11 protein-coding genes are annotated in these 11,865 nt (G+C 50.6%); 2 read left to right on the top strand and 9 right to left on the bottom strand.

Features of this window, described 5'->3' with window-relative positions; genetic code table 11:
* Nucleotides 1–336 precede the first annotated feature (336 nt).
* Nucleotides 337–1,146, bottom strand: a complete 810-nt coding sequence (locus tag C2M35_RS06980) for an ion transporter (protein ID WP_105264943.1) — start codon at nt 1,144–1,146, stop codon at nt 337–339.
* A 426-nt stretch (nt 1,147–1,572) separates the two neighbouring features.
* Between C2M35_RS06980 and rnk the strand changes: the two genes are divergently transcribed.
* The gene (rnk, locus tag C2M35_RS06985) at nt 1,573–1,986 is read left to right on the top strand and encodes a nucleoside diphosphate kinase regulator (protein ID WP_105212998.1); all 414 of its coding nucleotides are present in this window, start codon (nt 1,573–1,575) and stop codon (nt 1,984–1,986) included.
* Between the two features lie 113 nt (nt 1,987–2,099).
* Here rnk and C2M35_RS06990 read toward each other — a convergent pair whose 3' ends face one another.
* Entirely contained in the window at nt 2,100–3,035 is a 936-nt protein-coding gene (locus C2M35_RS06990; RefSeq protein WP_442792750.1) for a general glycosylation pathway protein, read from the bottom strand.
* Between the two features lie 249 nt (nt 3,036–3,284).
* On the opposite strand from C2M35_RS06990, the gene C2M35_RS06995 reads away from it, so the two are divergent.
* Nucleotides 3,285–3,710 carry a hypothetical protein gene (locus C2M35_RS06995; RefSeq protein WP_105201078.1) on the top strand — a complete coding sequence of 142 codons (426 nt, stop codon included), beginning with the start codon at nt 3,285–3,287 and terminating at the stop codon, nt 3,708–3,710.
* Between the two features lie 76 nt (nt 3,711–3,786).
* On the opposite strand, the gene C2M35_RS07000 is transcribed toward C2M35_RS06995, so the two are convergent.
* From C2M35_RS07000 to C2M35_RS07030, 7 genes are all read right to left on the bottom strand, one after another.
* Nucleotides 3,787–4,509 carry an SIR2 family NAD-dependent protein deacylase gene (locus C2M35_RS07000; RefSeq protein WP_105264945.1) on the bottom strand — a complete coding sequence of 241 codons (723 nt, stop codon included), beginning with the start codon at nt 4,507–4,509 and terminating at the stop codon, nt 3,787–3,789.
* Between the two features lie 103 nt (nt 4,510–4,612).
* Nucleotides 4,613–5,929 carry a sensor histidine kinase gene (locus C2M35_RS07005; RefSeq protein ID WP_233997988.1) on the bottom strand — a complete coding sequence of 439 codons (1,317 nt, stop codon included), beginning with the start codon at nt 5,927–5,929 and terminating at the stop codon, nt 4,613–4,615.
* A complete protein-coding gene (locus C2M35_RS07010; RefSeq protein WP_105201076.1) occupies nt 5,929–7,254 on the bottom strand; it encodes a sigma-54-dependent transcriptional regulator in 1,326 nt (441 codons plus the stop codon). Before C2M35_RS07010 ends, C2M35_RS07005 begins: the two co-directional genes overlap by 1 nt.
* Before the next feature lie 44 nt (nt 7,255–7,298).
* Complete coding sequence (locus tag C2M35_RS07015; RefSeq protein ID WP_105264946.1) at nt 7,299–8,504, bottom strand: ABC transporter permease; 1,206 nt, start codon at nt 8,502–8,504, stop codon at nt 7,299–7,301.
* Nucleotides 8,505–8,513: 9 nt separating this feature from the next.
* Nucleotides 8,514–9,827, bottom strand: coding sequence for an ABC transporter permease (locus C2M35_RS07020; RefSeq protein ID WP_105264947.1), 1,314 nt, complete (start codon nt 9,825–9,827; stop codon nt 8,514–8,516).
* Between the two features lies 1 nt (nt 9,828).
* A complete protein-coding gene (locus C2M35_RS07025) occupies nt 9,829–10,575 on the bottom strand; it encodes an ABC transporter ATP-binding protein (RefSeq protein WP_105201073.1) in 747 nt (248 codons plus the stop codon).
* Nucleotides 10,576–10,604: 29 nt separating this feature from the next.
* Nucleotides 10,605–11,864 (bottom strand): efflux RND transporter periplasmic adaptor subunit, encoded by a 1,260-nt coding sequence (locus C2M35_RS07030; protein ID WP_105264948.1) that lies wholly within the window; start codon nt 11,862–11,864, stop codon nt 10,605–10,607.
* Nucleotide 11,865 lies beyond the last annotated feature (1 nt).

Genomic DNA, 11,865 nt, shown 5'->3' on the forward strand with positions numbered 1-11,865 from the left:
TTAATTAAAGTCTATTTTTATAACACAACCACCGCTCAATAAATAACCCCTACACTAACAAGTACGAAGTTTTTATTGGGTGATTTTTGAGTAGTGACAAATTTTCCCGTTGCAAATTTGAACGCACTCTGGGCAGCACAGGCATCGCGGGCAGTTTAAAACTAAAAGTTTGTAGTTCGTTTGAGGGGGCAATTGCAGGGGGGTTTTAAGTGCCCTGCAACTGTTAAAGTGAGGCGAAAGTCGGCCATCGGGTCAAACTATTGATGAGTGTTAAACCCGATGGCTCAGTGGTAACTTAAATTGGTGGATATGACATACCCACCGAGATAAAGGCGTTTACCCTTGCGCCTTGCCCTGCTCCTTAATTAGCTGTTTCAGCTCTTGTATTTCCTTGTGCAGGTCTTCTATGGTTGGGGTATTGTCCGCCGCTTCCTTTTCCTGGCGCACCTTGGCGTGTTCGTCTTCCATCACATTAACCACTATGCCTATCACCATGTTTAAAAAGGCAAATGCGGTGAAGAAGATAAACGTCAGGTAGAAAATCCACGACATGGGGTAGACTTCCATGGTTTCGTATTGAATATCGGTCCAGTCTTCGAAGGTCATGATACGGAATAAAGTCAGCATGGAAATGGCGATGTCACCCCATAAATCCGGGTTAATGTCTTTAAAGATAAAACTGCCGAATGCGGCGTAGATATAGAAGATGATAAACATCAACAGGATCACATAACCCAACTGCGGCAGAGCCTTGATCAGGGAGTTGATCAACACGCGAAGCTCCGGCACCACAGAGACCATACGCAATACCCGGAACACCCTGACCAGGCGCGCCAACAGGGCCATTTCACTGTCATTGATGGGGATCAGGCTGACGGCAACAACCAGGGTATCGAATATATTCCAGCCTTTTTTAAAGAAGTTCTTCTTGTCTTCATCTGTGATAAAACGGATCGATATTTCGAACAAAAAGAAGACGGTAATAAACACGTCCAGTATGTTGGTGAAGGACATGGCTCCATCCGGCAAAGAAAAGGTTTTTGCTCCTATCTCTAAGGCGGAAATAATGATCACCGACACCACGGCCAGCTCGAACAGCTTGTTGTTCTTCAGGTTGTTTAACGAGTATCTTATGTTTTCGTACATGATTAGCTAAATTTAATAAACCAAAAATAGACGCAGTGAGCGCGATTCTATCATTGGAAAACAAAAAGCGTATCGTTAAATTTGTAGTTGGAGCAGATGATTACACAGGGCGTCATGAGAAGCCTTAAGCACATTAGGTCTATCAGCCTAATCCCTTGCAGGGAGCGCGAATTGCGCCGGCCACGAGTGCCCAAGGCATCTATATGACGTTCTCCATTGCCGCCTTACGTTCTTGACTGGTTTCCATGAAAAGGGAGCGATATCAATTTTATTTCCCCACCTTGAAATCAATATTTATATTGCAAAAAAGCCAATAAACCCCATTAAATAAAACAGCAAAAATAACCATTGGCTTTATTTATTTTGTAGATATACTCGGCTAAATACCCTGTATGCCTATGGGCATTTATTTGCTAGCTGAGAAAAATGAACAAGAAACCTGACATTACTATTTCTACCTTGGATTTAGATCGCCTTTATGACTTGATTGAGTCTTTGCCTCACAACAGCGCCTCTGGCCTTGAGTTGTTGGAGGAAGAACTAAATCGAGCCAATGCGCTGCCGCCTGAGCAGATGCCACCCAATGTGGTTACCATGAATTCAACGGTTAAATTTTACGTGGCGTCGACGGATAAAGAACTCGAACTGACCTTAGTGTATCCAAAAGATATGGACACCAGCGGTAAAAAAATATCTATTCTTGCGCCGGCAGGCAGTGCCTTAATTGGTTTGGCCGTGGGCGATGAAATTGAGTGGCCTAAGCCCAGTGGCGGCACCCTTAAAGTGAAAATTACCGAGGTGCTGTATCAGCCCGAGCGCGCTGGCGACTTCGTTTCATAAAGTAAGCCAAATTTGGGCTTAAAAAACAGGGGAAATACCGGGCTTGGCTATTTCCCCCATAACTACTTGGACCCTAACTAGGGCATTACCCCACTTGCCTTTGGTTGCGCAATCTACACTTTTGTGCGCCGCTGCTGCGCCTCCACCAGCATTAATTCGGCCTTGGCACCGAGGTAAACATAAATCCCCAAGCCGATTAATAAGCCGATAACACTGAGCATCATCAATAACGCGGGAATGGTAAATTCGCCTTGCCCTAACGAGGCTTTAAACATGGTAAGCAATGCCTCGATGGACACGGCTATCAATATTGTCGAGATAAACCGGGTAATGGTGCGTCGGGTTGAACTATGTCGGAAGATATCCTTATGCATTAAGATTTCTTCTTCTAAAATGGTTTTGCCAAGGTCAAATATCGACAGGGCTAAGGTGATAAAGATAATAATTCCGAACGGCCTTAGCGGATCGCTCACATTATTAAGGTTGGCCAGTAAATCTACTATGTCTAGGCCAACGTTATAAACCAAGACTAAAACCAGGGTAAATAGGCTCACCACAATCACACTGTATCCGACTTTAAATGCGCCACTGAAGCGGCCGCGAGAGCGATCCCCCATGATATATTCAATAAGCTTAACCAGGTTAACATCGACAACTGCGTAACCTTGCTTATGCTCTGCCAGGGTGCAACTTGTTAATACAGAGACACACAAATTGCCCGATGCCAAAGAGATATAGGGCTCGGTCATCACTACGGCGGATTGATTGTCCGCAATGGCAATAAAGTAAGGCCTGCTGGCACGATTGACGCCCCTGCCCGGGGCAATATGGCCATCGGCTTGAATATTAGCACTGAGCTGCATGCCTTGGGCATTTAGCACATACACCAACTCGGCAAAACCATAACACCGGCATACCTGTGCCACCGCTTTATTCACATTACCCGGCCAATCGCTCTGGGCAACCAGCGAATGTATTAGTGATTCCAATAAGGGCACCACATCGGCGTAATGTTCTCGATATCGCTCGATCGCGCTTAAGTAACTCATCGCCATACTCAATCCTCGCTGCAATTGCTTACAATTTCTGCACGCAGGTTTGATGCCACATTAAATTAAGCCGGCATATCATATAATTACGTATTAAAACCCTGTTTATTTGGACTATGGATGTACTAAAACGGGGCGAAATCACTAAGTCCGTGCCCTGCTTCGGTGCGAGCTGTAAAAAACATTCATTCTCTATTTAAGTTCTTGTTCTATAATGAACCCATTACTTAAACATAAAGGGAAATGTAAATGAAACAGCTAGTTGCCGTAATCACCTTAATCGCCAGCGCCTTAGTACTGAGTGCCTGTGAAGATGCTAAAACCAGCAGCGAAAAAGCTAAAGAAAGTGCCGCAGAGGCCAAAGAGGAAGTGGTAGCCGCCTGGGACAGCGCCGTTGATGAAGTAAAAGAAGCCGCCAACAACTTGCAAGAAGAGTCCTTCTCTGAAAAAGTTGATGAATTGATGGCTGAAACCAAGGCTCTTGCTTCAGCTGCCAGCGATGAAGGCAAAACTCAGTTCAGCCAGCTAATGGCCGACTCAAAAGAGTTAGCACAAAAAGCCTGGGATGAGTCAAAAGAAGGTGCCGGCGAGCTATCGGATGAAACCAAAAACCAGATTGATGCGCTGATTGAGAAAATCCGCGAAACACGTGAAGAGCTTGAAGCGAATCAATAAGCGTTAACGACTCAATTGTGATGTTACCAAACCCGACGAAAGTCGGGTTTTTATTTGCCCAAAACGTGGGCTCGCCCTAGCCCTGCTTTTGAATATATTCCAGCGCCGTCATTTTATGATAAGTGACGTTAGGATGGATAATATGCGCGGGTTCTGGGTCAACCACCTCAATGGGAATTGTTAAACTGCGCGCCACCTCCAGTGCCATCTGGGTAATATTGACACTAAAAGAGGTGCCCATAAATACTATACGATCCGCCGCCAGCATGCGCCGCTGCGCCTCATCTATGCCATACAGGTCGGTATAAAACTCATCAAACAGCAACACAAAGGGCTTAAATGAGCGATAAAGCATGGGCCCCTGCTCGGGAATGGCAAATATCTCTAACAACGACTGGCTAAGGCGCGACTCATCCACCTGCTCCCAAGGGGTAATATGCTTTTCGACTGGCTCACCCTGTTCATGAAATTCGGTCATCAAATCCAGGCGACCATGAATGGCGATGTAGTCTTGGTTGCCGGCCTTGCCATCGAGGCCATCGATATTTTGGGTGATTAGATTCTTATCCGCCAGCCAGTGATGCACCTCGTTCGGACCATGATCACGATAACTGGCAAATCTGTGGTAATACCAGGCGAGGAATTCATCCGGGCGCGTTTGATACATGTGCCGCGTCGCCATTTCCATGGGCGTATAATTCTTACTGCCGATGCGCCAGTAACCGTCTTCACCGCGAAAGGTGGGAATACCGCTAGCGGCACTGACGCCGGCCCCGGTGATATAAAGTGTGTTGCTCATAGCTGTGGACAATAGGGTGTCATGCCATTAGCTTGCCCCAAGCGCCGTGGGCGAGCAAGTTTAATTACCCGCCACGCTGATTTGGCCCAGGCCATGGCAAAGCCTACACCTTTACCATGGGCAGATTTACCCGCACCACCAGCCCGCCTTGGGGCTGATTATGCAAACTGATATCGCCATGATGGGCTTCACAAATTTCACGGCACAAGGCCAGACCTAGACCACTGCCGCTGCTTTTGGTGGAATAAAATGGCACCAGGGCGCTGGCCATCACTGTCTCGGTCATGCCCTTGCCCTTATCGCCGACACAAATTAACTGCTGTCCATGACTTTCCACGCTCAGCCACACATCCTCGGCGGCACCACCGGCTTCATGGGCATTTTTTAGCAAGTTGATCAGTAACTGCTGAATTTGCGTCTCGTCGCCATAACCGAACTCTGCCAATTCTCCCTTCACCTTAAACTGCCATTGCTGTGATAATCCTTGAATTAACTCGACCCATCTAAATTTACTCAGTTGCGGCTGCGGCAATTTTGCAAACTTGCCATAGCCTTGCACAAACTCGCTCAGACGGGCGATGCGCTCGTCTATGGTGTTAAACACCCGCTCAAGACGCTCATCATCACTGCGCTGGGCGATTAAGCGCCCGGAGTGCAACATGGAGGAAATCGGCGCCAAGGAGTTATTCAGCTCATGGCTGATAATACGTATCACCTTCTTCCATACCTGCACCTCCTGACGGGATATTTCCCGAGTCATGGGTTTAAGAATAAAGAGATTATGGGGCTGGTTATTTAATAAAAATTCACCGGTGGCCAGATGCCAGGTTTGCCTTTGTTGCTGCTCCTGCTCTACGCTAAACAGTCCCTCTCCGCCGCGTTGCAGAGCCTCAGCAATGGCCTTGGGCATGCCACAAAAAAGATTCGAGAGCGTTTCCCCTTCCACCTTAGTACCGGCAAATAGCAAACCGCGAGCACTGTGATTGGTATACACAATTTGTCCTTTCGAATTTACCAACAGCAAAGCCTGCGGCGAGTTATGCAAGACCTTGTCGAGCATCAGCTCTCGTTGATAGATCCACTGGCGCTCTTGATGCAGCTTGTTGGCGGTTTCATTGTACAGGGCGCATAAATCCCCCAGCTCATTATTGCCCTGATAGGCCAAGGTGGTGGAGAAATCCCCGTCTTTAAAATTTAACAGCCCCGACTCAACCGCCTGCAAGCCTTTGGCAACGGGCGATACCACCAGGGTTACAAAGAGCGCCTGAACTACACCCAAAGCCAGGGCCAGAACCAGCCCCTGCATAAGGTTAAATACGTCAAATAAGACGCCGATGGTGACAAGCAGGCAGATAAACAGGCTCATCCACAGACTGAGCTGCCAAATAAGCCGACCCGCCCCTTTGGGAAATATAATCATCAGTAATCAATACCAAACTTTTGCATGCGTCGATACAGGGCCTGACGCGATAAACCAAACTCCCGAGCGACCTTAGCGACGACCCCCTGGTGAGCGCGCATGGCCGCTTCAATTTCGTGCTTTTCCGGCTCATGCTTGGCCTGGTGATTCTCACCGACATGATGCAGGGCAAAGTCTTCAGCCTGCAACTCGCCTTCGGGTTTGAGCACGCCAATGCGCTTACAGGCATTTTCCAGCTCACGTACGTTGCCGGGCCAGCAGTGCTGGCGCAACATGGCTTCGGCGTGGGGGCTTAATTCCCGTCCCGGTAAAAAATGCCCAATGAGGGCGGCAATATCGTCCTTGCGCTGCGCCAAAGGAGGGATGCTGAGTTCGATAACATTAAGACGATAATACAGGTCCTCGCGAAAGCGCCCCTGCTGGATATCACCGAGCAAATCGGCGTTAGTGGCGGAGATCACCCGCACATTCACCTTGCGGGTTTGGGTTGAGCCCACACGTTCAAATTCGCCGGTTTGCAGCACCCGCAACAGCTTCACCTGACCATCGAGCGGCAGGTTGCCAATTTCATCCAAAAACAAGGTGCCACCATCGGCGGCTTCGAAACGACCGATGCGGGTTTGCTTGGCACCGGTGAAGGCCCCCGCTTCGGCTCCAAAGAGCTCGGCCTCAATCAAATCCGCGGGCAAGGCTCCGGCATTAACCTTGATAAAGGGCTTGGCTTTAAGGGGGGAATTACGGTGAACAATCTCGGCGATGCCTTCTTTACCACTGCCGTTGGCACCTGTGATAAGCACGGGCACATCCGAGCGCGCCACCTGCAAGGCCATGTCCACCACTCTATGCATGGCGGCGCTGGCAAAGACCTGGCCGGCCAAATCGGCACCTTCCTGGACCTGGGTGCGCTCTTGTGCCTGGCGTTTAAAGGTGGCATTTTCACTGGCCGCCTCGCCCAGGGCCACCAGGTTATCTATGGTGGTGAGCAGCTTTTGGTCATCCCAGGGCTTGCTCAGGTAATCGGCGGCACCGGCCTTAACCAGCTCCACCGCGGTGCTGAGCTCGGTCCAGGCGGTGATAAGGACAATGGGCAGATGCGGGTTAATGTCGCGCAAGTCGTAAAATAACTTTTTGCCTTCCTCACCCGAGGTGGTATCGGCGCTGAAATTCATATCCTGAAGCACCAGGGCGATACGCTGATAGCGCACAATATGTAACGCCTCGGCGGGCGTTTCACAGGTCACGGCGTGGTAGTCATGCAGCTCGAGGAGCAGCGACAAGGCGTCTAACACCGCCGGGTTATCGTCAACTATCAGTATTTTTTTCATATTATCCATAAGAGCGCGCCCAAGGGCGCGCTGTCTTGTTGTTATTATATTGAGCGCGTGGCAATACTTGGTGCCACTTTGGCAGCGCGCAGTGCGGGTCCCCAGGCTGCCACTAGGCTCATTATGAGCATAAATACCGCACTCGCCAATACGAAAGTAAAGGATAAGCTGGGTAAAGAGAAGACTTTCATCAGTTGCTGGCCTAATAAGACCGCCAAGGCAGCGCCAATCACCAGGCCTAAACCGGCAACCAAAAAGTTCTCAATGAGGAAGTAACGAACAATGGCCGACTTGCGAGCCCCGAGCGCGCGGCGCGTACCAATTTGCTTGGTGCGTTTACTGATATTGAATAAGGTAAGACCGAAAATACCCAAGGCAGTCACCAGCACCAATACCACTATCAGGACCACCAGCATGCGCATCACCAGGGTATCGCGGGCCAGATAAGATGCTTTACTTTCATCCAAGCCTTCGATGCCGTAAAAAACACGGCGCGATTCGCTTTTTAATAAGAGCTCTTCCACTTTTGCCATCACTTCTGCGCGCTTGCCCGGTTCGGTACGTACTAGAAATCCGGTGCGCGGCTGCGACAGGTTGAACGGGAAGATCACCACGTTAGCCGGACGACTGTCATTGAGCCAGGGGCCTTTTATGGTGTCGATAATACCGATAATTTCTACCGCATCTTCACCCTGATACAGTACCTTGCCAAGGGCCGAACCATCGGGGTACAGCTCATCGGCAAAATCCTTGGTAACTATCGTGGTATTGGGCAACTTGCCGTAGTTATCCGCATGCACTACTTCTTCCGGGTAGAAATTACGTCCTTCGATCAGCTTGGCGCCCAAGGTATTGAGCATATGCTCATTGGTGGTAAAGTATGCCGCCCGTACCCCGGTGCCAATTTCGGGATTGGGCACCAAATGCATGCTACTTGAGGAACCACTGCCCGACAATGGCATCCAGTTGGTCATGGCTGCATCGATAACACCGTCAATGGCGCGCAGGTCGCGCTCATCCTGTGCATATTGTTGAACCAGGTTAATACTTGGGTCGAAGGTGCTGACACTCAGGCTGAAAATTGCTTCTTCGTCATAGCCGGTTTCCTGGTTTAGATAGGTCAGGCGATCGCTGATCATAAAGGCGGCATTGCTGACGATAGCCAAGGTGATTGCCACTTGTATCAGCAACAGCACCGCCCCTATTTTTGAGCGCAGCAGTGCGTTGATCATGGGTTTTAATTCTAACATGGGTCTCTCCTACTGCGTTTTCAGGTAATAAGCTGGGTTGGTACGGCACACCTGCCAGGCCGGCAGCAAACCCGCCAAGATACAGGCGACAATGGCAATGATAGGTGCGCTGGCGAGCATCAAAAAGTCCATCTTCGCGAGGGCCGAATAATAGCTGTAGCTTTCTCTGACACCCCACAAGCATAGCTGCGCCAATAAAATGCCCAGCAGGCCACCGAAGAGCCCCAATAGCCCCACCTCGACAAGGTGCTGAAGAAATACCTGGGTTTTACTCGCCCCCAGGGCGCGACGCACGCCTACCTCGGGTGCTCGGCGCATAAATTTCGCCAACAGCAGACCTAGAATATTAGCCAAGCACACGGCCAGGAACATAAAGCTTAATAACACCAGAATCTTGTTATCCTCGCTGACCACCTCGTTGTATTCCATCCATTGATTTACATCACGCAGGCTGTATTTAGGCTCTTTACGGGCAAAGCGACCTATCTTCTGTTGCTCCTGAATATAGCCTTTTAAATACTGCTCATAATTGGCTTTCGCTTCTGGGCTATCGAGCTGCACCCAGTACTGGATCCAGACGATCTCAGAGTCCAGCCTTTGCTTAAAGGTGGTTACCATTTCACGCTTCCAGCCATTGCTGTTACCCCAGGTGCCTATTTCCAGTTCTTTAACCAGTGAAAATGGGTAAAACACCCGCTCGGCACGTCTAAAAGCACCGTTATTCAAATCGTAGTATTTGGTATGCTCGGTAATCGGCTCAATCACGCCGACCACTTCAAACAAGAACTTGTCGAGAAACACCGTCTTACCCACGGGGTTAGTCTCACCAAAAAGCTCTTCGCTGAGGCTGCGCTCTAACACCACCTTGTTAACGGCATTGTCTTCATCACTTTGGCTCCACGGGCCGCCATGGATAAATTGGGCGTTGAACATGGAAAAGAAGTCCCGTCCCGTAGCCCGGGCGTCCATCAATTTAGGAGTATTGCTCTCGTCGCCCAGGTGCACGGCAAAGCCGGTGCGGACCATAGCCGCTTGGGCATCGCCCTTGGCGTCTGTCATCAACCTTTGCGCATCTTTAAAGGTCAACTGGTAAGGAATATCGTCCTTGGTAAACCAACCCTCGCCTTCGTCCATGGTTTGCAGTTGCAGCGCAAATAGCTGCTCGCTTTTGCTTGGAATGGGGTCGGCGCTCATCATGTGATACACCGACAAGGTGGTCATGGTGATGCCGATACCTATGGCAATGGCTATCACCATTAAGATGCTGACCAGGGGCGTGCGTTTAAACGAACGCCAGCTTAAATCTACGTAGTACCAAAGCATATTAGGCCTCCGCTGCGCGTGCGGCTGCGCGTGCGGCGATGTCACCCGCCGTCTGTTGTTTATTGGGCGCACCCTGATACAAACTGAAGTCGGCCAGTTGACCGTCAACCACCTGAATATTGCGCGGTGCGCGACGAGCAAGCTCAGGATCGTGAGTCACCATGACTATAGTAGCGCCTTCGCGGTTAATTTCTTCTAGGATTTCCATCACTTGGCGGGCCATTAAGCTGTCCAGGTTACCGGTGGGCTCGTCGGCAAGTAAAAAGCGCGGCTCACCCGCTAGGGCCCGGGCGATGGCCACCCGCTGCTGCTGACCGCCGGAAAGCTGCTGCGGCAGGTGTTTGGCACGGGCGCCCAGGCCTACCAGCTCCAGGCATCGTTCAATACGCTTCCTACGCTCCGCCGATTTAATGCCACGATAGCGCAACGGCACTTCCACGTTCTCATACAGATTCAAGTCGGGAATAAGGTTAAAGCCCTGAAAGATAAAGCCGATTTTTTGGTTACGCAGATCGGCACGCTGATTGTCGTTGAGCTTGCCAACATCGATGCCATCGAGCTCATAAGTGCCGCTTGAGAAGGGCTCCAGCATGCCGGCAATGTTTAAAAAGGTGGTTTTACCGCTGCCGCTTGGGCCGGTGACGGCGATAAACTCGCCCTGCTCCACCTCGAGATTAAAGTCGCGTAGCGCATGCGTCTGCACCATTTCCGTTTGGTATACCTTGTTGATGTTATTCATTTTAATCATTGTATTCTTCCTCTGATGTTGAGCTGGAGTTAGCGCAGCAGTACGCGCTCGGCCTGCTTAAATGAGTCATAGTTTGATACCACCAGGGTATCGCCTTCGGCGACGCCAGCGGTGAGCTCCACATTGGCTACGCTGGTCGCTCCGGTTTGAATTTGAATGCGCTCGGCAACATCGCCATTGACGCGATAGGCTATCAAGCCGCCCTCGTTCATAAAGGCCCCGCGGCGCACCATCAATACGTTTTCTCTGTTTTCTAATAGGATGCGTGCCGATAAGCGTTGATTCTGACGAATTTTGTCAAACTGCGATTGATCGAAGCGCACCCGGGCACTGACCTGGCGTTCTTTCACTTCCGGCGAGATGGACGACAAGGTGCCCACCACTCGGTTGTCGGCAATTTTAAGCTCAACCTCCAGGCCCAGCCCCAGTTCATTGGCATAGCTTTCCGGCACCTGCAGCTCGGCTTCGAAAGCGCTCAAGTCAACGAGTGTCATCAGTGCTTCGCTTGGCGACACCGCTGCCTGCTGTTGGACCAGCCAGTTACCTACCACCCCGGCAACGGGGGCAACTATCTGCAACTCGTTAACACGGCGGTTTAGTTCATCCACCACTAGTTGTTGGCGCGTCACATCCCCCTGCGCCGATTTAAGCTCGAATGCCAGGGTGTCTTTACCGATTTCGACTTCTTGTTGGGCGTGTTTGTAGGTCAACTTAGCTCGCGCCAGGTCGTCCTGAGCCTGCTCCATGTCGATTTGGCTGATAAGATTATCCTTAATAGATAACAGCGCCCGACGGTGCTCACGCTCGGCGGCATTCAGGGTGACCGTGGCCATATCTAAGGTTTGTGCCAGCGCCAACTTGTCGCGACGGATCTGCAATTCCTTGCGTGACAGCTCATCGCTCAGGCGCTGCAGCTCTGATTCTTGTTGTTTAAGTTCGTTGGTCAGTTCCGGGCTGTGCACCTTAGCTATGGTTTGGTTCTTTGCCACTTCATCGCCTGGGTTGACCAGTAGCTGTACATAACCCTTGGACGGGCTGTAGATTTGCGGCGCATTGGCGGCCACAATAAACCCTGTGGTGGCGATATCGCGAACCAGGTCGCCACGGACCACGGCTGCAGTTTTCACCGCGTCTCGATTCAGTGATAGCTCGGTGCCGCCGTTACTGGCGCTCAAGCTGTAAGCGGCCAAGGCCGCAACCAAGGCGACACTCGCCGCTCCAAGCCAATATTTGCGGTAACTTTTTGTGGCCGCTAGTTGAATATCTTGTCCCTGAGTATCGCGGATCATA

Source organism: Pseudoalteromonas sp. T1lg76, assembly GCF_002964725.1.
In the GTDB taxonomy this organism is placed as follows: Bacteria; Pseudomonadota; Gammaproteobacteria; order Enterobacterales; family Alteromonadaceae; genus Pseudoalteromonas.